The organism is Ancrocorticia populi (assembly GCF_003123745.1).
Taxonomy (GTDB): Bacteria; Actinomycetota; Actinomycetes; order Actinomycetales; family Actinomycetaceae; genus Ancrocorticia; species Ancrocorticia populi.
The window spans coordinates 263,877-289,121 of the sequence record NZ_QETB01000004.1 but is presented as its reverse complement, the minus strand read 5'-3'; the positions used below and the strand labels follow the sequence as shown (position 1 = coordinate 289,121).

The window sequence follows — 25,245 nt, the reverse complement described above, 5'->3', positions numbered from 1 at the left end:
AACCAGACCCCGCTATTTCGAGTTAAATGCCGTTCAGGGCATGATTCCTAGGATATTGAACGGTCTTGTACATAATTGTACAATCTGAGCATGGTAACGATATCGGCTTCGGAGGCCCGGCAAACGCTCCCGGCCCAGCTTGACCGGGTGGAGGCTGGCGAGGAGGTAGCCATTTCGCGGCATGGCCGTGTGGTGGCGATCCTTGTGAGCCCTCAGCGCACGCAGCGTACACGCGATGCCTGGCAGCGTGCCGATCTCATCTCGAATAGGTTGGCCGCGGCCCGAGAACAGAACGTTCCTGCGGCCTCGATGAGTACAGAACGTGCCGAAGAGCTCATCGGCGATGCGTACAAAAACCGGTCCGCGCGATGATCTCAGCGTTTGACGCGGATGTTCTGATTTATGCTGCGGTACCGGGGCATCCTTTGGGTTCGCGAGTGCTGCCGCTGATCAAGAACTCGGACCCATCTGTGGGCTCGGTATTGCTGTTGCCGGAGATTCTCACGAAGCCATTGCGTGCTGATCCAGACTCGGAGGAAGTCGCGTTGCTTTTCGGGCTGGTCAGTCGGATCGAGCTGTTTCCCTTTGACCAGACAGCTGCTGAGTTTGCGGTGGGTCTCGGTTCGAAATATGGATTGAGGGCCGCGGATGCTGCACATCTAGCCACGGCGATTCTGGCCGGAGCTGATCAATTCATTACGAACAATCGTAAGGACTTCCCTAAGACGATCGCAGAGATCGAAGTGGTTTACCCTGATGAACTCAGCGTGCCCGCATTTCCTCAGTGAGTGCGGGCCACTTTTCCTTTTGTTCTGGGCCAAACGGCTCCGAGCCGAGGAAGATGCCAGCTTTGCGGACGGTGGGATCTACCCAAATGAAGGAACCCGATTGGCCGAAGTGGCCGAAGGTCCGGGCGGAGAACTTCTTGCCGGTCCAGTGAGGATTCTTGCGTCCACGGATTTCTAGTCCGAGCCCCCAACGGTTATCCGCCTGGCGTCCGTATCCGGGCAGAACCCCAGAAAGCCGGGGGTACTGAACGGATTCTGCCTCGCCGGCCATCATTGGGCTGATCAACGTAGGGTTCAGCAGTTCGCGAGCGAAAAGCGTCAGGTCCGCGACTGTGGATAGTCCGGACGTTGAGGGGGAGCCGGGCACGCTCGTATCGCTCATTCCAAGCGGCTCAAGAACGGATGAGGTAATCCATTCCTCCACGCTTACCCCGAGCCGTCCGGCAACCTCGTCGCTCACGGTCTCGATACCTAGATTTGAGTAGATCCGCCTCTCGCCGGGCTTCGCCAGGCGCGCTCCCTGCTCGAAAGGCAGGCCCGAGGCGTGCGCCAACAAATGCCGAACCGTGGAGCCGTTGGGGCCGCACGGCTCTTCCAACGCAATCACCTTGTTCTCAACTGCCATCAGGGTAGACCAAGCAGCGAACGTCTTCGTGACGGAAGCGAGCGGAAAAACGCGGTCTTGTTGTCCTTCGGAATAGGTGACTTCGCCGTTAGCCCCATCTACAACGGCCAGCGCGTGCTCAAAAGAAAATGATTCCACGGCACTAGTTTGCCACGTCGAAGCGATGGCAGTATTCGGTCTCAACAGGAAGGTTCTGAATTAGAAGTACTGGGGCACCGCTCTACTATTACCAGGCACTTAGCAACGCAACTGCCGCGAGGATGGAGAAACCACCAATAATGATGCCAGCCCAAGCAAAGCCCGTTCCTTTTTCGCCGGTTTGCTTAATGTTGTTTAGTGCAACAACTCCGAGGATAACCCCAACAATGGCGATGAAGAACGATGAAATGAAGGCCGCGATAGCCATTCCGTTAGTTTTTGTCCAGACAAGTACTGCTGCTGTGGGTAAGGGTACTGAGGTACGGCGTTATTCTGGTCTGGGTATTGCGGGAACGATGATTGCTTTGTCTCAGACCACGGGTTGTACCCGGTTCCGAAGCTTGATGAATTATCTGGTGCTGGCGTCGGGCCGTTGCTGAGCTGATCGTCCATACTGAATTCCCTTGCAATGCTCTAGTGGACCGAAAATGTGACTAGCTAACGCATGAAGCAACTCTGACCAAAGCTGGGAAGGGTATGCTTCACGAAATTGAGTAATCGTAGCAAGCTACTTATCGTTAGCATACCGCTAGTTAAGTGGAAGCCTAGGCCTTTAGTTCTAAGGCTCTGTGTAGAACGTTGATGATTATCTGACAAATGGAACGCCAAGGATTCTTTGTGTGGAACACGTTAGTTTATAAGGTGTGGGCTTTCGGTAGTTACCTGTCTACACACGACAGCCTCGAGTCCAGCTAAGCCGCATAATAGCTAGCTTGATTGAAGTAAACGATTCAGCAAGTTAGTTGAAGGATGATTTCAGGCTCTCTTCAGATATTGATAATGAGCGCAATCGTCTCCCGGACTTGCTGGAGGGTGGTCCCTATTGGAGCTTTTACACGCGATGAAGCTATTGCGCGGATGTGCTGACACTGCACTACGGACAGCGTGTCGAGCCCATTTTGTTCATCGGGCTGGATGTTGATCTCCGATCCGCTTTCGCGGATTGTACGAGTCAAGGGCACAACCTGAACAACGTTGAGGTTTCCCAAAAGAATCTGTCTAGCAGTGACGATGATGGCGCGCCCGCGACTTCCGGCTTCAGCCCCCGTTGGTGCGCCGAGGTCTAATTCGACAACATCACCCGGCGTTAGCATCGAGTCACTCCAGTTCGTCCTCGCGGAGTGGTGTGGAAAGTTTGATTCCGATGGCTTCCTGTTCGAGCAACTCAACGGCGCGATTCACAGTGGCCGCAACAGATTCGCCACGTCGGTCAGCCAACTCGTTGAGAGAATCGCACGTGGTTCTAGAGACTCGAATGGTTGTTGTTCCAGGCATGCTCACATCACGTCGTGTAGATAGGTGCATCTACACTTCCTAGTGACTCCTAAGCTCTGCGCGTATTTCCCTCGGAATTCACGACATAATGAGCCGCCAATCATATGTTTTCCTCGATAAGCCCCAGTAAGCTGAAGCCATGACTAGAGTAATTAAGAACTGGCTCACCGATATGGACGGCGTTCTCATCCACGAGGAGAATGCCCTACCGGGTGCGAAGGAGTTCCTGACCACTCTGCAAGAGAAGGAGATTCCCTTCCTTGTTCTCACCAATAATTCGATCTTCACTCCCCGCGACCTTTCGGCGCGCCTCGAAACGGCCGGCCTGAACGTCCCGGAAGAGAACATCTGGACCTCCGCGCTGGCAACAGCAACGTTCCTTGCCCCGCAAACGGAATCCCGCCGCGCCTATGTGGTGGGCGAAGCGGGCTTAACCACCGCCATGTATGAGGAGGGCTTCGTTATGACGAACGATCGCCCGGAGATCGTGGTGTTGGGGGAGACCCGCACGTATTCGATCGATGCCCTGACAACCGCGATCCGCCTCATCGATAACGGTGCCCGCTTCATTGCCACCAACCCGGATGTTACGGGCCCCTCCGCTCAGGGAGCGATCCCGGCAACGGGTGCGGTGGCAGCGATGATCACGGCGGCCACCGGAAAGGAGCCGTACTACGTGGGTAAGCCCAACCCTGTGATGCTCCGTATGGGGCTCAACAAGATTGATGCTCACTCCGAGGAGACGGCGTTGGTAGGCGACCGCATGGATACGGATATCCTCGCTGGTATGGAGTCTGGTCTCCAGACCCACCTCGTGCTCTCCGGCTCCACCAAGGAAAAGCACATCCGCAAGTATCCATTCCGCCCGGATTACATCCACAATGGAATCGGCAATATTGCAGAGCGGCTCTGGCTAGAGCAGATGGGTCACAAGCTCGATAAATAGTGAGCGCTGAGCAAGAGCACCTGTAGCTTGGCGCCGTTGGCGATCTGCTTTTGACGCCCGATTACCTCGAAGCCGGCCTCCTCGAACACGCGTAGCGCCCGGATATTGAACTCGGGGATCGAGGCGGTCACGGTGCTCACCTCGGGGTGTAGTTCGCGCAGTCGGTACAGGCACGAAATCACGAAGTTGGCCCCGAGTCCCTGATCCGTGAGTTCGGGTGCCAGCCCAACCGTGATGTCCGCCGTAATCCCGGAGCCATCGGCCGTTTCGGCCAGCTCCGAACGGAAATACCCGGCCACTTCGCCGTCCACCTTCGCGATCTGCGCTACGCCGGGCCACCGCTCGGGATTCGTGAACTCCTCATAATCGGCTGCCGGATTGAAAAAATCGTACGGTGCCTCGTACCGCCACCCGTCCGCGATCCGCGCTGCAGCGGGCGCGCTCATAGTGCTAAAAGAGTAGTTGGGCACGGGTCACCTACTTCCTAGATCGACGACGACGGGCACGTGGTCCGAAGCTCCCTTACCCTTGCGCTCATTACGATCAATGTGCGCTGCCTCGACTTGTGCGGCTACCTCAGGTGCGGCCCACGCGAAGTCGATGCGCATGCCCTCATTCCTTGGGAAGCGGAGCTTCTGGTAATCCCAGAAGGTGTAGTCCGCACCGTCGGCGTTCCTTGTGATCTCTTGAAGTCCGGCGGTACCAAACGCGTTGAAGGCGGCGCGTTCTGGAGCGGAGACGTACAACCCGCCTGAGAACACTTCGATATCCCACACGTCCGTGTCTAACGGAGCTACGTTCCAGTCCCCGGCGAGGAACAGCGGCCTGCCTTCGGCCAGCCATCCCGTGGCGGCGGCGTTGAGTTGGTTCAGGAACTCCAGCTTGTAGCTGTAGTGGGGATCGGTGACGTCGCGGCCGTTGGGGATGTATAGGCTCCATACGTCGATGCCGCCGCAGGTGGCACCGATGGCACGGGCTTCCACAACGGGTGTGCCTTCCTTAGCGAAACCGGGCTGCCCGGGGAAGGAAGTCTGAAGATTCTCGATACCCACCCGCGAGATGATCGCGGCGCCGTTCCACTGGTTTAGACCATGGGCGGCAACCTCGTAGCCGGCGGCCTCGAAGGGTGCCACCGGGAACTGTTCGGGCTTGCACTTAGTCTCCTGAAGCAGAAGGACATCGAGGTCCCAGCGGTCAAGGACGGCGAGCGCGCGCTCGGCACGGGCTCGGATGGAGTTGATGTTCCAGGTGGCAATCCTCATGAGGACAACTTTATCCCACCACCCCATCACCCCGGGTTTGCGTCAAGCCTCGGGAATTAGGTGAGCTAGGCTGGTGCATATGGGAACTGCACTCATTACAGGGGCCAGCTCGGGCCTTGGCCTCGAGATCGCTTGGGAGCTGGCCGCGGAGGGCAATGATCTGGTGCTCGTAGCGCGCAATGCTGAGCGGCTGGCGGCGATAGCCGAGCAGATGAAGCAAGTGGCGGACATTCAGGTGGAGATCCTCCCGTCAGACCTCTCCACGGAAGCGGGAGCGCTCGCGGTAGCAGATCGTGTTTCCAGCACCAACCGGCCTATCGGCCTACTGGTGAACAATGCTGGATTCGGGCTTGGACAAGACGTTGTGGGCGGCGATCTGGATCGAGAACTCGAAGGGCTGGACACGATGGTCCGTGCCATTCTCATCACCTGCCATGCCGCCGCGGCCGCCATGAAGCAGCGCGGATACGGAGGCATCCTCAACGTCGCCTCGATGTCAGCCTTGACGGCCCAAGGAACGTATTCCGCTCACAAGGCGTGGGTGCGCACGTTCACCGAGGGGCTGGCGGCTAGCCTAAAGGGCACTGGAGTCACCGTATCGGCACTGTGCCCAGGATTGATCTACTCGGAGTTCCATGAACGCTCGCATGTGGATTCATCACAGTGGCCATCCATCGCATTTTCGGAGCCGTCCACGATAGCTCGAATCGCGATAGACGGTGTGCGGCACGGCCGCGTCATCGTGACTCCAACGGTTCGCTACAAGGTGGCCGCGGCTATGTTGCGCGTGGCCCCACGATCGCTGGTGCGAGCATTTGCCGGACCTGGCCTCTCGGGACGGGAGTGAGATGACAGACGGCCCAGACCTGCGCCCACTCGGTACTGGGGGCGAAACGGCACCGCCGCTTGATTCGACTCCACTAGTTCAGCCGGACTCAGGAATTATCGGGGGTGGCCCGGCCGCTGCTGTAGAACCGAGTCGCCTCTTACCCGCCGCACCGTCTTACGCGGATCCAGCGAAAGCGCGGGCCGTCCGAAATCAACTGGACCCGGTTGGCCACTGGGACGCTGTGGTCGCCTGCGCGACCATGCCGGACGGCACCTTGCAGGTAGACGGCGCTGTCCACGTGTTCCTGAATTCCGCTGCCCTGGTGCGCCAACTGGGAGGCCCGGCTCACGCGGGCCTCGACATTCGGAAAGCACGCCTAGTCAGCCTGCTCAACGATGGCCTCAACCAAAGCTGTGCTGGCTTTTGGTTGTATGGTTTGGCGCCCACCCCACAGTTCCTGCCCGCCCAGATTCTCGCCCCGATGGCCGATACGCTGAGTGCGATCGTCACGCTGGCTAAGGCGGCCTCACGTGCTATTACTCCGGACGAAGCTGCTTCCCAGCTCTCATCCCACACTTTTTTCTACAGTGAACCGGCCGCTGAACCGCTGGAACTCTTCCTTTCCCCGGTCCACCTTCTCTCAGCGGGCAAGGCGGGAAACGCAGCAACGGCAACGCTGGACGAGGCGACGGATGGCCTATCCAAAGCGTTCGTTATTGAACCGGGCACGGGCTACGAACTAGCGCTCTAGCAGTGCGAAGATCCGATCAACGCGCATCTGGATGGTGGGCGCCATTTGCCGCACTAGCCGTTCCCGCGGCATGGTCGCGATCGGCTCAAGCTCCACGATGTAGCGCATGGTCGCAATCCCGTACATGGTGGCCATGGTGATCTCGATTTCCTCGGCCAGCCGCTCGGGATGTGAGGAAAACTGGGAGACACGTGCAATGACATCGTTGCGAATATAGCGCTTGAAGCGCTGATTGGTGGAGACGTCTGTCATGAGCGCACGCATAAGCGCCATCATCGTATCTTTGGTGAGCTGGCCCTCGTACAGGTCTAGGGCCGTGCTAATCAGCCGGGCTCCCGCCCCCTCCCGTCCCTCAAAAAGTGAGTTGATGACCAACTGTGCAGGGTCCTCAGGCAGGTTCATGCACTCCCGGAATAGCAGCTGCTTTGACCCGAAGTAATAGGAAACAAGAGCGGAGTCGCATCCCGCTTCTCGGGCGATCCCTCGCATGGTGGTTGAGTCGTATCCATGCTCCACGAATGCCTTGCGCGCGGCGGTGAGGATGTGTTCGCGGACGGCCCCGCGCCCGCCCTTCGGTCCCCTGATTTTCGCAACATGTTCATCACTTTTTTGCCTCGGGCCCTTAGTCCCGGCCAGCTCACCAGCTACTTTTCCTTGAGATTCCGCACCTTTTGCCACGTCATACCCCAATCACATGAATCAATTTCATCGCTGTAGAAATTCTATCAGAGCACACATACGATGAGAATGTCGCAAGAATGAGGAGTTGTCATGACTGACGAAGCCGCTCTCCACCTCGGAGTTGATATTGGCTCAACCACCGTGAAGGCAGTGCTGCTGGATGGACACAGGGTTCTGTTCTCCGATTATCGCCGCCACAACGCGGACGTTCGGGGAGAGCTCACTCGGCTACTGGAGGATATTGAAGCTGAGTTCCCAACCGCGCGGGTCAAGGCTGCAGTGACCGGTTCAGGTGGCTTTTCGGTTGCTAAGCGCATGGGAGTCTCCTTCGTCCAAGAAGTGATCGCTGCAACCGAGGCAACACGCAGGTTGCATCCGGAAGTTGACGTAGTTGTTGAGCTCGGCGGCGAAGATGCCAAAATTACGTACCTCCACCCAACTCCAGAACAACGGATGAATGGGACATGCGCTGGCGGTACCGGGGCTTTCATTGATCAGATGGCGACGCTGCTCAATACGGATGCCTCGGGGCTCAACGAACTCGCCGCGAACTCCACTCAGCTTTACCCGATTGCCTCACGCTGCGGCGTGTTTGCGAAGTCTGATCTGCAGCCGCTCCTCAATCAGGGTGCCGCGCACGAGGATCTGGCCGCCTCCATCTTCACAGCCGTGGCCACCCAGACCATCGCGGGCCTCGCGAATGGCCGCCCGATTCGTGGAAATGTCATGTTCCTAGGCGGTCCCCTCCACTTCCTCCCACAACTTCGCAAGGCTTACGAGGATCTGCTGCCTAAGGCCGAATCCTTCGTAACCCCCGAGAATGCTCAGCTTTACGTTGCCGCCGGCGCGGCCCTGCTGGCTGAGGATAATAACCGGTACGCCCGCAGGCTCCCGGAGTTGATTGACGCGTTGGATTCCGGTGAGATTCTGGCTGAAACGGCCCGGATGCGGCCCCTTTTTGCCGACGACGACGAACGCCAAGAATTCCTCACGCGCCATGCCCAGGAGACCGTGCCAACAGTGCCTATCTCTGAGGCAAAGGGGCGCTGCTGGCTGGGGATCGATGCGGGTTCTACCACGATCAAGGCCGTGATTATTGATCAGGATGATCGCATTGTCTTCGATCACTACGCATCTAACGAGGGAGACCCCGTTGGTGCGGCGGTGGAAATCGTCAAGCGCGTGCGTACTGAGCTTCCCGACGATGCGGTGATCGGGAGAGCATGTGCCACCGGATACGGCGAAGGCCTCATCACAGCGGCGCTGCACATGGACGAAGGCCTCGTTGAAACCATGGCTCACTTCCGGGCTGCCGATCATCTGATGCCTGGCGTAACGTCCGTCATTGATATTGGCGGCCAAGATATGAAGTACTTGCAGATCCGTGACCACGCAGTGGATTCGATCTCCGTGAATGAAGCGTGCTCCTCGGGATGTGGATCCTTCCTCCAGACGTTCGCGGCAACGATGGGCACCGACGTTCAGACCTTTGCCAAGGCGGCCATGGGATCTACAGATCCCGTGGATCTGGGCACACGATGCACGGTGTTCATGAACTCCTCGGTAAAATCGGCACAAAAGGAGGGCGCGAATGTTCGCGATATCTCCGCCGGACTGTCCTACTCCGTGGTGCGCAATGCCCTCTACAAGGTGATCAAGCTGAAGGATCCCTCGGATCTGGGTGAGCGCGTGGTTGTTCAGGGCGGGACATTCCTGAACGATTCGGTGTTGCGGGCCTTCGAGCTATTGACTGGACGCAATGTTGTGCGCCCCCAAATCGCCGGGCTCATGGGAGCCTTCGGTGCCGCCCTCACGGCCAAGATGGGGGATACCGGGGCGGAGACCACACTCGCGAAGCTGGCAGATCTTGAAGATTTCGAGGTTGAGACTACCCGTAAGACGTGCAGGCTGTGCCAGAACCACTGCCAGATGACGATCTCCACGTTCTCCAATGGGGAACGGCACGTTTCCGGAAACCGGTGCGAGCGCGGAGCCTCACTGGAGAAGGTACCGAAGAAATCCGAGCTACCCAACATGTTTGATTGGAAGTACAAGCGCATGTTCGGGTACCGCCGACTCACCGAAAAGAAGGCCTTCCGTGGTGATATCGGGATTCCACGGGTACTCAACATGTACGAGAATTACCCGTTCTGGTTCACGATGCTCACCCAGCTTGGGTTCCGTGTGATGATCTCTGGACGTTCCGATCATGACGTATTCGAGAAGGGTATGGAGTCCATCCCTTCAGAGAACGTGTGCTATCCAGCCAAGCTGGTACACGGTCATATCGAGACTCTGCTGGATAAGGGGATCAAGACAATCTTCTATCCGTCCGTGAGCTTCGAGCAGCAGGAGTACGAAGGTTCAGATAACCACTTCAACTGCCCCGTGGTGGCCACCTACCCCGAGGTGATTCGCAATAACTTGGAGCGCGGCAACGATCCCGAGCTCAAGCTCCTCACCCCGTTCGTCAATCTGGGGAACCGGGAGTATCTGCCCAAGCATCTGTGTGATGCGTTCTCCGATTGGGAGATCCCAGAGGATGAAATGCGGGCGGCGCTGGATGCGGCGTGGGAGGAGGATGCCTCCGTGAAGCGCGAAATCAAGGAAAAGGGCGCCGAATACATCGAGTGGATGCGCGAACGCGGTGTGCGTGGCATCGTGCTGGCGGGCAGGCCATACCATCTTGATCCCGAGATCAACCACGGTATCCCCGAGGTGATAAACGGGCTCGGGATGGGGGTCCTTACCGAGGATTCTGTGTGCGATGGCCGGCTGGAGAGGCCGCTACGCGTGCGCGATCAGTGGTCCTACCATTCGAGGCTGTACGAAGCTGCCGCGCGCGTGGGAGATGAGCCGGATCTCGAGATGGTGCAGCTCAATTCGTTCGGCTGCGGCGTGGATGCCATTACGGCCGATCAGGTCCAAGAAATTCTTGAGGGCCGGGGCGATGTGCATACCGTGCTGAAGATTGATGAGGTGTCCAATCTGGGTGCCGCCAAGATTAGGTTGCGTTCGCTGGACGCGGCAATCGAGGAACGCAGGGGCGCAGCGGCCAGTGGGCTTAGCCGCGAGCTGATGCCACAAGGTGCCAGGGCCGAAGAGCGGAAGCTTCCGGCATTCTCCGAACACCTGGATACCAGCCTGATTGATCCGGCGGAGCGCGCCGCGGCCGAGGAGGTCCAGTCAGTTAAGGCAGGCCATATCAAGCCGCGCGTGGCCTTCACGAAGGAGATGCGCGAAGAGGGCTGGGAGATCTTGGCACCTCAGATGGCGCCCATCCAGTTTAAGTTGCTGGAGCCCGTGCTGCGTCATGCGGGACTGAACGTCCGGGTGCTGGAGCATTCGAATCGCGAGTCTATGGAGACCGGCCTGAAGTTCGTCAATAATGATGCCTGTTACCCCGCCATCGTGGTGATTGGGCAACTGATCGATGAGTTTGTGGCCGGACGCTCGAATCCGGATCGGACCGCCGTTGCCATCACCCAGACGGGCGGCATGTGCCGCGCCACAAACTACGCGGCATTGCTGCGTAAGGGGCTGCGCGATGCTGGTTATCCGCAGGTCCCAGTGATTGCGGCTTCCTTACAGGGTATCGAGGATAATCCGGGCTTCGAGATCACCATGCCGATGGCGCATAAGGCAATTCAGGCCGCTGTGCTGGGAGATATGCTTCAGGCCATGCTGCTGCGCGTGCGGCCCTACGAGCTTGTGCCGGGATCGGCTCAGGAACTATACGAGCGCTGGAATGAGATCTGCACCCAGTGGCTCACGGGTGGCGGAACCTCGAAGCTTTGGGGCGGGCACCTGTCCTATAAGCGCCTAATCAAGAACTGCGTCAAGGAGTTTGACGCCCTAGAGTTGCGCGACATTCCGCGTAAGCCGCGTGTGGGGCTGGTGGGCGAGATCCTCGTGAAGTTCCATCCTGATGCCAACAATCACGCCGTTGATGTGATTGAGGCAGAAGGTTGCGAAGCCGAGCTTCCCGGCCTCATGCAGTTCTTCCATAACGCGATGGCATCTTCGAAGTGGAACAGCGAGAATCTGGGAATCGACGGATCAGTGCGCTGGACCAAGCCGCTCGGGCTGTGGGCCATGAAGCGCTACGAGGTGGCGGTCAAGGACGCGTTCGAGAAGACGGATGGAAAGTTTGAGTTCCACCGGGACATCCACGAGATGGCCGAACGTTCCACCGATATTGCCTCGATGGGCAACCAGGCCGGTGAGGGATGGTACCTCACGGCCGAGATGGTGGACATGATCGAACACGGATGCCCGAACATCATCTGCGCTCAGCCATTCGCCTGCCTCCCGAACCATATTGTGGGCAAGGGCATGTTTAGGGCGCTACGGAACCGCTATCCAGAGGCCAACATTGTGGCCGTTGATTTCGATCCGGGTGCCTCGGAAGTGAACCAGCTCAACCGCATCAAGCTCATGATTTCCACCGCGATTATGCAGCAGAATGAGACTGACACTGATCGCTATGAGCAGGAGTTGACGGGCCTTGTGTGGGATGATGACGATCCTCGCACGGAGTTCGATCCTGAGGCGAATGCGGAGTGTCCGCTCATTCCGCTGATGTCTGGAGCTCCTCACACCGGAGCAAAGCGTCTAGTCTAGGGGAGTGAACGATTCTCAGCGCGAGCGCCTCATCGAACTAGTCAGTGAACTGGCCATCCAGCGTGGCCAGTTCACCCTTGCCTCCGGCCGCACCTCCTCCTATTACGTTGATATGCGGCAGGCTACCCTCCACCATGAGGCTGGTCCCCTCATTGGCCACGTTATGTTGGACATGCTGGAGGAGGCGGGATTTGGTGCCGGAGTGGCCGAAGCCGTTGGTGGGCTGACGATGGGAGCTGATCCGGTGGCTGCGGCTATTCTGCACGCGGCGGCATCCCGTGGTCTCAATATCGATGCGTTTGTTGTGCGTAAGGCCGCCAAGGATCATGGCATGAAGCGTCAGGTGGAAGGGCCGAGCATTGAGGGCCGCGATGTCGTGGTCCTCGAGGACACATCCACAACAGGTGGTTCACCGATTCAGGCTCTCGAGGCCGCGCGTGCGGCTGGTGCTAACGTTTTGGCAGTTGCCGTGATCGTGGATAGAGCCACCGGCGCGAAAGAGAAGATTGAAGCCTACGGGGTGCCCTACCTTGCGGCGCTGGGGCTTGATGATCTTGGGCTTGATCCCCAATAGTGTCGAAAGGTAAGAGATGCCGGTTGCTGCAATCGTAGCCATTGTTGTTGTTCTGGCGGTTCTGGCGGGATGGGTAGCGCTCACTTATAGGAGCTTCGTGACCCTACGAAACCTTGTCCAAGAAGGCCGGCGGCGTATTGACCTTGAGCTCAACGCGCGTTACGGCCTGATCTCTAGCTTTGTCGAGGTAGTGGCAACACACGCGAAAGATACAGAGGCTTTGGAGGCGGTAATCGAGGCTCGAACGCTCGCCACCGAACCAGGTACCTCGATGACAGTTCGCGGCCAACGCGAGGATCACCTCACTCAGGCGATTTCACGCGTGATCGTGCTGTCGGAGCAGAACGCCGCCCTTTGGGCGGATCAGTCCTTTGGTTCCATCCGCGGCGAGTTGGAAGCCATCCACACGCGGATCACTGAGGCCAGCCGTTTCTACAACGCTAATGCGCGCGATCTCAACGCGAAGCGGGAATCCTTCCCTTCAAACATCGTGGCTAGTGTTTTTCACTTCGGCCATGCCGAATACTTCCAGGCTGACCCCACGCGCATGGTGCTCGCCAGCGATCAGGGAGATGCCGCGTGAGCGAGCAGACGTTCCTCACCGCTGACGGTGAGAATACGCGAGACGATGCCGCCTACCAGCCTCGGCCTGGCAGCCGTGTGGTGGGCGTGGGCCCTCTGCCTGAGCCGTGGCCCGAAGATCCCCGCCTTGACCCGGCTCTCCTAGCTGAGGGAGATCACCGCAACGTTCTAGATAAGTATCGCTACTGGAGTGTGGACGCGATCAAGGCGGACCTGGCTAAATCCCGCTCCGCCCTCCACATTGCCATTGAGAACCTCGAACACGATCTCAATATCGGCTCGATCGTTCGTTCCGGAAATGCTTTCAACGTGGGTGGCGTGCACATCGTAGGCCGTCACCGCTGGAATAAGCGCGGAGCTTTGGTCACGGATCGATACGTGGATATTCACTATCATCCAGACCCGCAGAACCTCGCTGAGTGGGCGAGCGAGAATGGATACGTCGTCGTCGGTATTGATAATCCGCCAAACTCCACTCGTATTGAAGAAACCAAGCTGCCGGAAAACTGTCTACTTGTTTTCGGTCAGGAATCCACTGGTATCTCCCAAGCACTCCAAGATGTATGTGAGCAGGCGGTGCGCATAGAACAGTACGGTTCCACCCGCTCACTCAACGTGGCGGCCGCCGCCGCGATCGCGATGCATTGGTGGATGGCCCAACATCGAACCGCATAATCGCACGATTGCCTGCGTAGTTTTTCTCAGTATGCGAATAATGGGCCTTTAGGGGCACCAAAGCGGGTGCGCGAGTGAGATAATAGGTCTGTCCTAGAACAAATCGAAGGAGAGTTCCTGTGCCTATCGCAACTCCTGAGGTCTACAACGAGATGCTAGACCGCGCGAAGGAAGGCAAGTTCGCCTACCCCGCAATTAACGTGACGTCCTCCCAGACCCTCACAGCCGCCATTCAGGGCTTTGCTGAGGCAGAGTCAGACGGCATCATTCAGATTTCCGTGGGTGGCGCTGAGTACGCCTCCGGTTCCACCATTAAGGACCGTGTTGCGGGATCCCTCGCCATGGCCGCATATGCCCGCGAGATCGCCAAGAACTACCCGGTGACCGTTGCGCTGCACACCGATCACTGCGCCAAGCAGAACATTGATTCGTGGGTACGCCCGCTGCTTGAGCTGGAGGCCGAGGAAGTAAAGGCTGGCCGCCTTCCGTTCTTCCAGTCTCACATGTGGGATGGTTCTGCCATTGATCTGGAAGAGAACCTCGTGATTGCTCAGGAACTCCTTGAGCTCTCCCAGAAGGCCAACACCATTCTTGAGGTTGAGATTGGTGCTGTTGGTGGCGAAGAGGACGGCGTTGTTGGCGAAATCAACGAGAAGCTGTACACCTCCGCCGCAGATGGAATCAAGACGGTAGAAGCCCTCGGATTGGGCGAGAAGGGCCGTTACATCACGGCTCTGACCTTCGGAAACGTACACGGAGCCTACAAGCCCGGCCACGTGAAGCTGCGTCCTGAGCTGCTCGGCACCATTCAGGAAGAAGTTGGCGCCAAGTTCGGCGTGGGCAACCGCCCATTTGATCTGGTGATGCACGGCGGCTCCGGCTCCACCGATGAGGAAATCGCCACGGCCGTTGCCAACGGCGTCATCAAGATGAACGTTGACACGGATACCCAGTACGCATTCACCCGCCCCGTCGCGGACTGGATGTACAAGAACTACGATGGCGTCCTCAAGATTGACGGCGAGGTTGGCATCAAGAAGACGTACGATCCTCGAGCGTGGGGCAAGGCTGCCGAAGCTGGCATGGCTGCTCGCGTTGTTGAGGCGTGCGATCGCCTCGGCGCCGTGGGCACCAAGATGAAGTAAGTCTTCCGAGACTAGTTTCTGGGGCCGGCCCTTCGGGGTTGGCCCCAGTTTTTTGAACGACGACGAATCTACGCCAGCAACTCGAGAATCCCCGCACGGGCAGCTTCGCGTGCGGCAGCAATCGCTCCGATGGACACAACGTCGTGGCCTAGGGTCGAGGCGATGATGGTAGGCGGTGGAACGTGAGATCTTGCTTGGAGTTCGGCGTTGGCTCGGCTCAAAATGGGACCAATTTGCGTGGCGATCCCGCCGGAGATCACGATGATTTCAGGATCGTACATGTACGCCAGAAGCTCGCCAACGGAGGCCAGATGCAGGCTGGCGCGGTCGATAAGGGGTTTGAGCGCTGGATCGTTGGCCGTCACGTAGCTGAACTCTAAGTCCGGTGTGAGTTGATCGGCCCGTGCGAGCGGATGGCTCGCAGGAATGGTCCCGTCCGCCAGATACTCCTTCATCCACTTGTCCGTCAGGTGAACCAGACCCTTGGAACCCCCAGCCCCGCGCAGATGTTTGAGGATCCCAAGTTCGCCCACTCCGCCGTGTGCACCGTAGGCGAGCTTGCCGCCCAGAACCACGCCGGCTCCCATTCGATCACCGGCTAACATGGCCACGAAGTTGTTCCGCGTTCGGGCCGGTCCCTGAGAGAGTTCTGCAAGGGCGGCCAATCCGGCATCATTCTCAATTCGAACAATCGGAAACTGGGCTGCGAAAAAGTCTTGGAATCCGGGATTCATGTTCTCCCAGAACCCCTCGTAGTGGCTGGGGGAGACCCCGTGCGACACGGGGGCGGGAATCCCGATGGCGAGTGCCACAACGTCTTTCGGGGCCTTGCCGGCGGACTCGATCGTACGTGCGATGGTATCCGAGGTGGCGCTGCGGCGGCCCTCTGCGTCATCTTGATCGATTACGCGGTGCGAACTGGAGAGAATCTTGCCCTTGAGGTCAGATGCGAGTGTGGTGATATGGGTGCGCCCAGCATCCATTCCAACGAGTATCCCGGCATCCACGTTGAGCTCAAAGCGGCGTGCTGGCCGTCCGAAACGGTAGCTGCCATCTTCCAGGGTGTTGGGAAGCTCGATTACTAGTCCGGCATCGATCAACGCGTCTATCGCCCGGATGGCGGTGGATTTTGTGAGGCCCTTGGCGCGGGAGACATCCTCCGCGAGGAACGGCCCGGCATCCCACGCGTAGTCCAGCGCGGCCGATGTGCTGGCGCGCAGCAGTGGTGATGCCTCAGACATGCGTGAACCTCCCTTGTCCGCAGCAATCTTATCGCGACTATGGTCCCGAGGAGGTGCCGGATCAGAGCGACGGCGTGATGTGATGTAGCACCACTTTTTGAGCCGGGGTTGACGGCCTTGCCCTAGGGTATTAGATTCTCTTTAACACTTGATTTTATCAAGATATAAAGTGTCTACGTCTAATGAAGGACGGAAAGTGACGTGTTATGAGAGGGAGAAGAAGGTCCCTACTTGCCGCCGGACTCAGCTTGCTGCTGGCTTCATCGGTGCTCGCTGGGTGCGGAAGCGATAGCGGTGCGCAAGTAATTCGTTTCACACTGAACAAGCGCGAGGCCATCCCGTACATGAGGGAGGTTATCGCTGATTACGAAGCCTCTCAGGATGATGTGAGGGTAGTGCTCGATACTTCGGGTGTGGACCCCGTATCAGCGAGCTTCGTCCGCGGAAATCCGCCAGACCTCATGATGGCGAACTACAACATGGAGGTATCTCGGTTCGTTGAGCGCTGTACGGTGTCAGATCTTTCGGGCCTTGACGCTGCGAGCCAATATAACCCCGATCTGCAGCCGCTATTAGATCAGTACGGTGTGTGCGAAGGGCAAACCAGCGCCATTCCATACTCCATCATGGCCGCAGGCATCATCTACAACAAGGACATTTTCGAGGAATACGGGCTCGAAGTGCCCGAAACCTGGGATGAACTGATCGAGGTGTGTGAAGCGCTGCAGGCTGAAGGTATCACTCCGATTTACCTCACCGGGGCATCAGCGGACAATTGGACGATTGGCCAGGGGCCATTTGATTATGCGGTGGGCGGTTCCATCGATGTTCTCCAGTTCTTCGAGGATTTGGAGGCGGAGGGCACGGATGTAGGGGCGGATTCAAAAGTCTCCTTCCAAAAGGATTTTGCCGAGCCGGTGGAGAAAATGCGCCTGCTTGCCGATGAATACTCGAATCAGGATTCGCTCAACCGTTCCTACGGTGATGGCAATACGGCTTTCGCGAATGGCGAGGCGGCCATGTATATGCAGGGGCCATGGGCCTTTAGTGAGATCGCCAAGACGGATCCGGATTTAAACCTAGGGACTTTCCCGCTGCCCATGACGAACGATCCAGCCGATCTTAAAGTCCGAGTGAACGTGGATCTGGCCCTTATGATTCCCAACGAGGCCGCGAATCCCGAGGCAGCCAAAGAGTTCCTTGAGTTCCTATACCAGCCTGACGTGATTGCCGCCTACAACGAATCGCAATTGGGTATCAATCCTCTGACGGGTGGGGAGCAGACCGATGATCCCCGCATTCAAGGCGCCCTGAAGTACTACAACGAGGCGCAGTTCTACCAAGGGCCATCGGTGCTGGTTCCCAAGACCATTCCGGTGTTCAACTACAACCAGTCAATGTTGATTAACAGTGATCCCACGGCGTCCCTTAAGACGATGGACGAGGATTGGGTCCGCCTCGCAGAGCGGCGATAGGAGGAGAAACATGTCTGTACCACTAACTAAGACCCCACCCCTTCCGAAGCCGAAGGTAACGAATAAGCGCCGGCGCGTAGAGCCCATCTATTACTTCTTCACAGTTCCAACTCTGATTCTTCTGACAATCGGAATCACCCTTCCGGCCGTCGTGGGAATCTTCTTCAGCTTCACCAACTACATCGGTGTGGGTGATTGGGAGTTCATCGGGCTGTCCAACTACAAGGTGTTGTTCTCCGATCCCGCAATCCTGCAGAGCTACCTGTTTACCATGGGCTTTGCGTTGGTCACGGTGATCCTTGTGAACATCATTTCGTTCCTGCTGGCCGTGGGATTGACCGCGCGGATTCGCTTCAAGGTAGCCCTCCGAGCGGTCTTCGTGATCCCCATGGTGATCTCCGGGATCATCATCGCCTACGTGTTCAACTTCCTTTTCTCTAATTCGCTCCCATCCCTTGGCGAATCCCTTGGGATAGGTTGGCTATCGGAGAGCTTCTTGGGGAATCCGGACCTCGCGTGGGTTGCGGTGGTGATCGTGACAGCATGGCAGGCCATTCCTTCTACGCTTCTGATCTACATCGCAGGCATCCTCTCCATCCCGGGGGATGTGTACGAGGCTGCGGACATTGACGGTGCGAGCAAGTTCCAACAGCTCACCCGGATTACGGTGCCACTTGTATTCGGGTACGTGGTGATCAATATCGTGCTGGGATTCAAGAACTTCATTAATGCGTATGACATCATCGTTGGTTTGACCAACGGTGGGCCGGGGACATCAACACGGTCTGTTGCAATGTCTATTATCCAGGGCTTCTTTGGCGGCGATTATGCCTACCAGATGGCGAATGCAACCATCTTCTTCATTGTTGCCATCCTCATCGCCTTGCTTCAGTTGTCCCTCAATCGTGGAAAGAACTCACTGTGATGTCTGCTCCAACTACTTCTACCCAGCGCGTGGAGAGTCCCAAGAAGGTCAAGGCCTCAAAAGAGCGGTCGAGTTGGCCTACCACTATCACCTTGATCGTGTGCTCGTTGGCGGTCCTCATTCCCTTGTACGTCACGATCTCCATGGCGTTCAAGACAACCAAGCAAGCGGTTGATGGTAATGCGTTCTCGCTACCTAATCCGTTCAGTACGGAAGGCTTTGTCGAGGCGTGGAACCTGACCAATTTCCCCAAGGGTGCGGCTATTTCCTTCGTGGTAACAGCGTGCACGGTACTGTTCACAGTTCTCCTGTCCGCCATGCTCTCCTACGCCGTGATTCGGAACTGGGATCGTCGGTTCTTCCGTTACACCTTCTTCTACCTCATGGCCGTCATGTTCATCCCGTTCCCGGTGGTTGCTCTTCCGCAGATTCAGCTAACTGGCCGGCTCAGCTTGGATAATCCTGTGGGCGTTATATGGCTTGCCACCATGTTCCAGATGGCTTTCTCGGTGATGCTGTTTACGGCCTTCCTGCGTTCGATCCCTCTGGAGTTGGAGGAGGCGGCGCGAATCGATGGAGCCTCCACGTGGCAGACGTTCTGGAAGCTGATCTTCCCACTCCTGATGCCGATGGCAGCAACGGTTGGGATCTTCGCCTTCCTGTACGCCTGGAACGATTTCATGATGCCGTCGCTGATGATTTCAGACCCGGACCTGCAAACATTGCCCGTTAGGCAGAATCAGTTCCAAACACAGTTCTCTAACAACTACAATATTTCCTTTGCCTCCTATCTCATGGCTATGGCTCCGGCCATCGTCGCCTACCTGTTCTCGCAGCGCTGGGTGATGGAGTCCGTGACACAGGGCGCTGTGAAGGGATAACCAACACAAAGAAAGGGGCACATCGTTGTCTGTTCTTCCACTCACCGATGCAAACTGGTGGCGTCAAGCCGTCGTCTATCAGATCTATCCCCGGAGTTTCGCTGATGCGAACGGGGATGGCCTAGGCGATATCCCCGGCATTACCTCTCGGGCCGATTACCTTCGGGACCTTGGGATTGATGCCGTGTGGCTCAGTCCGTTCTATCCCTCGGCCCTTGCGGACGGCGGATATGACGTAGCCGATTACCGGAACGTGGATCCGCGGCTCGGGACGCTGGAAGATTTTGATGCGATGTTGGATGCCCTGCACCAGCGGGGCATCCGGGTGATCGTGGATATCGTCCCCAATCACACCTCTAACCTCCACGAGTGGTTCCAGGCCGCGCTCAAGGCCGCTCCCGGAAGCCCCGAGCGCGATCGCTACATCTTCCGCGATAGCGAGAAGATTCCGACTGATTGGGTGTCCAACTTTGGCGGAACGGCATGGACTCAGGTTCCGGATGGCCAGTGGTACCTCCACAACTTCGCCCCGGAACAACCCGATCTGAACTGGGCCAACCCGGATGTTCGCGAGGATTTCCTGAAGACTATCCGCTTCTGGTCAGATCGAGGAGTTGATGGCTTCCGGATCGATGTGGCACATATGCTGACGAAGGATCTCTCCATGGATCCGCTTCCCACTTGGGAGGAGCTAGGCGCATTGCCTCAGGACGGGACTCACCCGATCTGGGACCGCGACGATGTTCAGGATGTCTACGCCGAATGGCGCAAGGTGTTCAACGAATACGATCCGCCTAAGATGGCTGTGGCCGAAGCTTGGGTGCAGTCCGATCGCGTTCCACGCTATGCCAATCCCGCCAGCTTGGGCCAGTCCTTTAACTTCGATCTCCTTGAGGCCGATTTTGAGGCGGACCAGTTCCGCAGGATCGTGACGCACAACCTCGATCTGTCCAAGGTGTCAGACTCTTCCAGCACGTGGGTTCTGTCCAACCATGACGTGGTCCGCCACCCTACGCGGTACGGCCTACCCGATGCCCAGCGCCGCCCCGACGGCAAGCCTCTGATCAAGCACGGTCAGGAGTGGCTGTTCGGAGGGGAGGGTGCGCCGGAGTTGGATCGCGAGCGCGGATCCCGCCGCGCTAGGGCCGCCACCATGTTCATCCTTGGCCTTCCTGGTTCTACCTACCTGTTCCAGGGTGAGGAGCTTGGCCTGCACGAGGTGAGCGAGTTGACCCCAGAGGATCGCCAAGATCCAACGTTCTTCCGTACGCACGGCCTTGAGCCGGGCCGCGATGGTTGTCGCGTCCCGCTTCCGTGGAAGGCTTCCGGTACGTCGCTCGGTTTTGGGGCCGACGACGAAGCTCAGCCCCACTTCCCCCAGCCCGACTGGTTCGCGAAGTTCTCAGTGGAAACTGAGGAGGGCGATCTGGACTCCTCTCTGACGATGTACCGCAACGCGCTTCATCTGAGGCAGAAGCTCGAAACGGCTGAGGAACTCGAATGGGTGGAGACCGGCAGGGATGACGTGTTGGCTTTCCGCCGCCCGAATGGGTGGACTATTGTTACCAACTTCGGCACCGAGCCGTTTGCCTACAACACGAATTCGATGGTTCTGAGCTCAGAACCAGTCGAACCGGGTGAGGTTCCGGGTGAAACCACGGTGTGGTTGGCCGAGTAACAACAACTGAAATCCAAAGAGTTGGCGCAATCTCCGGAAACGACTCCGGGATTGCGTCAGATCCCGGGATGAAGAGCGGGGGCCAGATACGCATTGTATCCGGCCCCCGCTCAATCTTTTTGGTGCAAGGCCTGCACGGCTGGGCGGGATGGGAGATTTCGTCGTCGTAAAAACTGCAACGGGAGAATTGACGCAAACGCGCGAAGGTAGGCCTACGAACTCGCAGAAGCTCGCAAAAGGCCGCTGATAACGGGCTTCTGGATAAGGGCGTTGAGGTAGTTAACGAACGCGACGCCAAGGACAACCATGAACCACGCCGCCGCAGTCCGGGCACCCGGGAGCGCCACGAAAATGAGGGCCGGAGCAAAGGTCACCACGAGGCAGAGCACCGTGCGCCCCGGATACCGCATGCTCAACGTGGCGGCGTTTCCCAAGTGTCCGAGTGCCGAATTCGTGAAGAAAGCAGTCAGCGGCAGAATCCAGACCAGCAGTGCGGTGATGATTAAGATCGCCACAAGAATGAGCGCCGTGAGTGCGCCTGCGGTGCTGGCGTTCGTGGTGCCGCCCAGCATCCAATTCTGTAGCCAGGCCCCAGCCAGCAGGAGGGCCGCTGGGACCCACCACACGAGAGACTGGCGGAGGTTTGTTTTGAAGGACCGCCACCACGTGCGAATCACGTAGCTCTCCGCGTCCCGTACCATTTCGCTCATGACGCGGTTCGCCGCGGTCAGTGCGGCGCCGGCGGTGACGATAGGTAGGCATCCGATCAGCGTCACGATGTTAATCAGGACCACATCAGTGAGCGAGCTGAGGCCGCGATAGAAAGATGATTGCGGACCCATGTGGGCTAGCCTTTCACGGCTCCGGCTGCGACTCCCTCAATGATGTACTTCTGGCAGAACAGGTAGAACACCACGATCGGGACAATCGCCAGAACTAGCATGGCCATCTGGGCACCCATGTCGCGGTTACCGTTGGAGCCCACCAGCATCTGGATGACGATCGGGATGGTCTTGTATCGCTCATCTTGGCCAATCACAAGGTTGGGGAGCAGGTAATCGTTCCACACCCACATCGCGTTGAGGATTGCCACCGTCACCGCGATGGGCTTGAGCAGGGGGAGTACCACGCGGAAATAGTTCTGAATGGGGGAGCAACCGTCAATGAGGGCGGCCTCCTCGATTTCAAGCGGAATGGACTTGACGAATCCCGAGTACAGGAACACGGAGAGGCCAGAACCGAAGCCGAGGTACAGGACGATCATGCCCCAAGGTGACGCCAAATGGAGGGCGTCCGCAATTCCCACAGTGGGGAACATGACCATCTGGAAGGGCGCCACCATGGAGAAGGCGAACAGGTAGTACAGGGCGCTGGTCCACCACGTCTTGACGCGCGTGATGTAGTAGGCGGTCATGGCGCAGAAGAACACGATCACGATCACCGAAAACACGGTAATAAAGAGTGACCAGCCGATCGCGCGAGCAAAGCCTGAGAGGGCAAGGCCCGTCTCGAAGTTCTCCAACCCCACAAACGTTTCACCGGTCGGGATAGAGAATGGACTATCCGAGATGAAGAACTTGCCCTTGAACGAGTTAATCAGAATGAAGGCAAGAGGGATCATGTAGATGATCGCGAAAATGGAGAGAAGGCCGGTCAGGACGGTTCGCCCAGCGCCCTTCTTCGGGCGTGCACCAATCGCTGGCATCTCCTGCTTATCCAGAACCTGCGGACTAGCTTGAGGATCAATATCGGAGGTGGGTTCGATTGCTCCACCCGGAATTTGGATGCTCACTGGTCAACCTCCCTTGAGCGCGTTGCTCGAAGTTGGAGAAAGGCGATAATGGAAACAAGGAGGAAGAAGATCACGGCTTTCGCCTGAGCGATCCCCTCCATCGATACCTTGTCATACATAGTCTTGACGATATTTAGCGCTGCCATCTCGGTGTTTCCCAGTGGGGCACCGGCCGTGAGGGCCAAGTTTTGGTCATACATCTTGAACGTGTTCGCCAAGGTGAGGAATAGGCAGATGGTAATGGATGGCATCACCATGGGGAGCGTTACGTTACGGAGAACCTGCCACCGCGAGGCGCCATCAATCTGGGCCGCTTCTACCAGCTCCGGGGGAACGTTCTGCAAACCGGCAATGTAGATGATCATCATGTAGCCCATAAGCTGCCAGTTGATGAGCATCACGAGGCCTATGAAGCCTAGATGCCAATCCGCCACAATCGTGGTTTGCCATTTTGCGAGTATCGCGTTGAGCATGGCCTGCCACGTGTAGCCCAAAACGATGCCGCCGATGAGGTTTGGCATGAAGAAGATTGTGCGGAAAAAGTTGGTGCCACGCAGTTTCTGGGTGAGCAGGTAAGCGAGGAAAAATGCTCCGATGTTCACGGTGACGATGGCAACGATTGCCACGAGCGCCGTGAAGAGGAGGGCCGATCCGAATCCCTGTGAATCGTCGAATGCGGCCTTGTAGTTGTCAAAACCTACCCACTCGGAGTTCGTAAGCGTGGTGAACTGTGTGAACGAGAGATACAGACCCACAAAGAATGGCAACAGGAATGCGATGATAAACGCGATGAGCGTGGGTCCAGTGAATACCGGGCCATATTTCTTGAGAGCTTGGATCATGATGTTCTCTCGGGGTTGCGGGGAGGGAGGGCTGCGGCCCCCAGAGTCGGAGCCCTCCCTACTGCGTTGTTAGTTAGCTGCCTTTTCGGCGTTCCACTGATCGGTCATGTACGTCATAACGTCTGACCACTCAACGTTGCCCGCCGCATACTGAGCGAGGTGCTCGCCAAGGCCATTCTTGAAGTCTTGGCTCGGGAAAACGGTGAAGACCCAGTTCACGGTGTAGAGATCATCATTGTTCATGTACTCCACAACTTCTTTGCCCAATGGATCGGAGGGTGCAAGGTCTGTGAACGTATCGAACGGAGCAATGAAGCCTAGGTCCTCAGAAGCCATCTTGGTGCCGGCTTCCGAAGTGAAGAGCCAGTTAGCGAAATCGATTGAGGCCTGTTGATCGGCCTCGGACGCCTGCGAATTCACCGAAAGGAAGTTCTCGGTTCCGATGGCAATCCCTGCGTCTTCTTCGCCATCAACGCCCATGTAGATTGGGAGGAAATGAACGTCTTCCTCGGCAACGGTGTTCCCGCTTACCTCAGAAATCTGGCTCCAGCCCCAGTTGCCGTTCTGCACCATGGCTGCCTTACCCATGGCGAACTCCGCCATCGAATCTGTGACAGTGACCGAGCTAGTCAGGCTCGGATCAACCGTGGAGTTCGTCAGGTAAAGATCGAAGATGTCCTGGTAGTTGTCACCGTAAGTGCCCTTGAGGTCGGTCGCGTCATCCACACCTTCGTCACGGAACTCATAGAACACGGGGTAGTTTGCTAGGTGAGTCTGGAATCGCCATTCCTCGCCTGGCGCCAGTGAGGTGGAGGCGAACACGCCGTCAAGACCTAGCTCGTCCTTCTTGGCCTGCATATCATCTGTGACGGCCTTGAGCGTATCGAAGTTGTTGATCTCCTCAATGGCGGAGGCCTTCGCGCCATCCATCTCAAAGTACTGCTGCATGATGGCATCGTTGTAGATGATGCCATAGCCCTCAGTGGCAAATGGGACGCCGTAGATCTTGTCATCTTCACCGGTTACGGCCATCGTGGGATCGGATAGATGCTGAGTAAACTCCTCATCCGTTAGGTCCAGCGTGTAGTCCTGCCAAGTCCGGTACCCAATTGGTCCATTGATGTTGAACAGAGTGGGACCGTCCGACTTGGCGAGTTCTGTCTTTAAGACCTGCTCGTATGTTCCCGAAGCGGCCGTCACGATCTTGACGTCAACGCCAGTTTCTTCCTTGTACGCGGCTGCAACGTCCTTCCAGACGTCCTCTTGCTCCGGTTTGAAGTTGAGGTAGTAGACGCTCCCTTCGCTTGAATCGCCGCTTCCTGAATCGTCGCTACCGCAAGCAGCGAGCCCTCCGAGTGCGAGAGTTGATACTGCACCGATTGCAGCAATCTTCCTCAGTCCGCGCATGATTGCCCTCCTTTGGACACGTAGTTGCCACTGTGTGTGAGTGGCTTTAA

The 25,245-nt window shown here is 57.6% G+C and carries 26 protein-coding genes; 14 read left to right on the top strand and 12 right to left on the bottom strand.

Annotation, left to right across the window (positions count from 1 at the left end; genetic code table 11):
• Positions 1-90: 90 nt before the first annotated feature.
• Together DD236_RS08470 and DD236_RS08465 are read left to right on the top strand one after the other, a co-directional pair.
• Positions 91-372: a type II toxin-antitoxin system Phd/YefM family antitoxin gene (locus DD236_RS08470; protein WP_109093935.1), complete on the top strand. Its 282-nt coding sequence runs from the start codon at positions 91-93 to the stop codon at positions 370-372.
• Entirely contained in the window at positions 369-788 is a 420-nt protein-coding gene (locus DD236_RS08465) for a type II toxin-antitoxin system VapC family toxin (RefSeq protein WP_109093934.1), read from the top strand. Before DD236_RS08470 ends, DD236_RS08465 begins: the two co-directional genes overlap by 4 nt.
• On the opposite strand, the gene DD236_RS08460 is transcribed toward DD236_RS08465, so the two are convergent.
• The 4 genes from DD236_RS08460 to DD236_RS12070 form a co-directional block, all read right to left on the bottom strand.
• Complete coding sequence (locus DD236_RS08460) at positions 763-1,551, bottom strand: serine hydrolase domain-containing protein (RefSeq protein ID WP_243410160.1); 789 nt, start codon at positions 1,549-1,551, stop codon at positions 763-765. The genes DD236_RS08465 and DD236_RS08460 overlap by 26 nt on opposite strands.
• Before the next feature lie 88 nt (positions 1,552-1,639).
• Positions 1,640-1,819 carry a DUF4190 domain-containing protein gene (locus tag DD236_RS08455; RefSeq protein WP_109093932.1) on the bottom strand — a complete coding sequence of 60 codons (180 nt, stop codon included), beginning with the start codon at positions 1,817-1,819 and terminating at the stop codon, positions 1,640-1,642.
• Positions 1,820-2,378: 559 nt separating this feature from the next.
• The gene (locus DD236_RS08450; protein ID WP_109093931.1) at positions 2,379-2,705 is read right to left on the bottom strand and encodes a type II toxin-antitoxin system PemK/MazF family toxin; all 327 of its coding nucleotides are present in this window, start codon (positions 2,703-2,705) and stop codon (positions 2,379-2,381) included.
• A gap of 4 nt (positions 2,706-2,709) precedes the next feature.
• Positions 2,710-2,886: a hypothetical protein gene (locus DD236_RS12070; RefSeq protein WP_165819869.1), complete on the bottom strand. Its 177-nt coding sequence runs from the start codon at positions 2,884-2,886 to the stop codon at positions 2,710-2,712.
• A 139-nt stretch (positions 2,887-3,025) separates the two neighbouring features.
• Here DD236_RS12070 and DD236_RS08440 point away from each other — a divergent pair, with 139 nt between their 5' ends.
• Complete coding sequence (locus tag DD236_RS08440) at positions 3,026-3,832, top strand: HAD-IIA family hydrolase (RefSeq protein WP_109093929.1); 807 nt, start codon at positions 3,026-3,028, stop codon at positions 3,830-3,832.
• On the opposite strand, the gene DD236_RS08435 is transcribed toward DD236_RS08440, so the two are convergent.
• Positions 3,814-4,278, bottom strand: a complete 465-nt coding sequence (locus DD236_RS08435) for a GNAT family N-acetyltransferase (RefSeq protein WP_133246084.1) — start codon at positions 4,276-4,278, stop codon at positions 3,814-3,816. The two genes, DD236_RS08440 and DD236_RS08435, sit on opposite strands and share 19 nt — an antisense overlap.
• A 27-nt stretch (positions 4,279-4,305) precedes the next feature.
• Positions 4,306-5,094: an exodeoxyribonuclease III gene (locus DD236_RS08430; RefSeq protein WP_109093927.1), complete on the bottom strand. Its 789-nt coding sequence runs from the start codon at positions 5,092-5,094 to the stop codon at positions 4,306-4,308.
• 79 nt (positions 5,095-5,173) lie between these two features.
• On the opposite strand from DD236_RS08430, the gene DD236_RS08425 reads away from it, so the two are divergent.
• Together DD236_RS08425 and DD236_RS08420 are read left to right on the top strand one after the other, a co-directional pair.
• Positions 5,174-5,941 carry an SDR family NAD(P)-dependent oxidoreductase gene (locus tag DD236_RS08425; protein WP_109093926.1) on the top strand — a complete coding sequence of 256 codons (768 nt, stop codon included), beginning with the start codon at positions 5,174-5,176 and terminating at the stop codon, positions 5,939-5,941.
• A 1-nt stretch (position 5,942) separates the two neighbouring features.
• Complete coding sequence (locus tag DD236_RS08420) at positions 5,943-6,674, top strand: hypothetical protein (RefSeq protein ID WP_109093925.1); 732 nt, start codon at positions 5,943-5,945, stop codon at positions 6,672-6,674.
• On the opposite strand, the gene DD236_RS08415 is transcribed toward DD236_RS08420, so the two are convergent.
• Complete coding sequence (locus tag DD236_RS08415; RefSeq protein WP_243410153.1) at positions 6,663-7,352, bottom strand: TetR/AcrR family transcriptional regulator; 690 nt, start codon at positions 7,350-7,352, stop codon at positions 6,663-6,665. The two genes, DD236_RS08420 and DD236_RS08415, sit on opposite strands and share 12 nt — an antisense overlap.
• A 93-nt stretch (positions 7,353-7,445) precedes the next feature.
• On the opposite strand from DD236_RS08415, the gene DD236_RS08410 reads away from it, so the two are divergent.
• The 5 genes from DD236_RS08410 to fbaA all read left to right on the top strand — a co-directional run bounded on the left by DD236_RS08410 (position 7,446) and on the right by fbaA (position 14,954).
• Complete coding sequence (locus tag DD236_RS08410; protein WP_109093924.1) at positions 7,446-11,978, top strand: acyl-CoA dehydratase activase-related protein; 4,533 nt, start codon at positions 7,446-7,448, stop codon at positions 11,976-11,978.
• A gap of 4 nt (positions 11,979-11,982) precedes the next feature.
• On the top strand, positions 11,983-12,552 hold the full coding sequence (pyrE, locus tag DD236_RS08405; RefSeq protein WP_109093923.1) for an orotate phosphoribosyltransferase: 570 nt from the start codon (positions 11,983-11,985) through the stop codon (positions 12,550-12,552).
• A gap of 16 nt (positions 12,553-12,568) precedes the next feature.
• A complete protein-coding gene (locus tag DD236_RS08400; protein WP_109093922.1) occupies positions 12,569-13,135 on the top strand; it encodes a LemA family protein in 567 nt (188 codons plus the stop codon).
• Entirely contained in the window at positions 13,132-13,809 is a 678-nt protein-coding gene (locus DD236_RS08395) for a TrmH family RNA methyltransferase (protein WP_109093921.1), read from the top strand. Before DD236_RS08400 ends, DD236_RS08395 begins: the two co-directional genes overlap by 4 nt.
• A 119-nt stretch (positions 13,810-13,928) precedes the next feature.
• On the top strand, positions 13,929-14,954 hold the full coding sequence (gene fbaA, locus DD236_RS08390; RefSeq protein ID WP_109093920.1) for a class II fructose-bisphosphate aldolase: 1,026 nt from the start codon (positions 13,929-13,931) through the stop codon (positions 14,952-14,954).
• A gap of 68 nt (positions 14,955-15,022) precedes the next feature.
• Here fbaA and DD236_RS08385 read toward each other — a convergent pair whose 3' ends face one another.
• The gene (locus tag DD236_RS08385; protein ID WP_109093919.1) at positions 15,023-16,195 is read right to left on the bottom strand and encodes an ROK family transcriptional regulator; all 1,173 of its coding nucleotides are present in this window, start codon (positions 16,193-16,195) and stop codon (positions 15,023-15,025) included.
• 206 nt (positions 16,196-16,401) lie between these two features.
• Between DD236_RS08385 and DD236_RS08380 the strand changes: the two genes are divergently transcribed.
• The 4 genes from DD236_RS08380 to DD236_RS08365 are packed head-to-tail and all read left to right on the top strand — an operon-like array spanning position 16,402 to position 21,154.
• A complete protein-coding gene (locus DD236_RS08380; protein WP_109093918.1) occupies positions 16,402-17,670 on the top strand; it encodes an ABC transporter substrate-binding protein in 1,269 nt (422 codons plus the stop codon).
• A gap of 10 nt (positions 17,671-17,680) precedes the next feature.
• Positions 17,681-18,595 (top strand): carbohydrate ABC transporter permease, encoded by a 915-nt coding sequence (locus DD236_RS08375; RefSeq protein WP_109093917.1) that lies wholly within the window; start codon positions 17,681-17,683, stop codon positions 18,593-18,595.
• Positions 18,595-19,476, top strand: a complete 882-nt coding sequence (locus tag DD236_RS08370; protein WP_109093916.1) for a carbohydrate ABC transporter permease — start codon at positions 18,595-18,597, stop codon at positions 19,474-19,476. The genes DD236_RS08375 and DD236_RS08370 overlap by 1 nt, the downstream gene beginning before the upstream one ends.
• Before the next feature lie 25 nt (positions 19,477-19,501).
• Complete coding sequence (locus tag DD236_RS08365; RefSeq protein ID WP_109093915.1) at positions 19,502-21,154, top strand: glycoside hydrolase family 13 protein; 1,653 nt, start codon at positions 19,502-19,504, stop codon at positions 21,152-21,154.
• A gap of 212 nt (positions 21,155-21,366) precedes the next feature.
• Here the strand turns inward: DD236_RS08365 and DD236_RS08360 are convergent, their stop codons facing one another.
• From DD236_RS08360 to DD236_RS08345, 4 genes are all read right to left on the bottom strand, one after another.
• Positions 21,367-21,996: a MusI family membrane protein gene (locus DD236_RS08360; RefSeq protein WP_109093914.1), complete on the bottom strand. Its 630-nt coding sequence runs from the start codon at positions 21,994-21,996 to the stop codon at positions 21,367-21,369.
• 5 nt (positions 21,997-22,001) lie between these two features.
• Positions 22,002-22,859: a carbohydrate ABC transporter permease gene (locus DD236_RS08355; protein WP_109094099.1), complete on the bottom strand. Its 858-nt coding sequence runs from the start codon at positions 22,857-22,859 to the stop codon at positions 22,002-22,004.
• Between the two features lie 83 nt (positions 22,860-22,942).
• A complete protein-coding gene (locus tag DD236_RS08350) occupies positions 22,943-23,788 on the bottom strand; it encodes a carbohydrate ABC transporter permease (RefSeq protein ID WP_109093913.1) in 846 nt (281 codons plus the stop codon).
• A gap of 69 nt (positions 23,789-23,857) precedes the next feature.
• Positions 23,858-25,195 carry an ABC transporter substrate-binding protein gene (locus DD236_RS08345; RefSeq protein ID WP_109093912.1) on the bottom strand — a complete coding sequence of 446 codons (1,338 nt, stop codon included), beginning with the start codon at positions 25,193-25,195 and terminating at the stop codon, positions 23,858-23,860.
• Positions 25,196-25,245 lie beyond the last annotated feature (50 nt).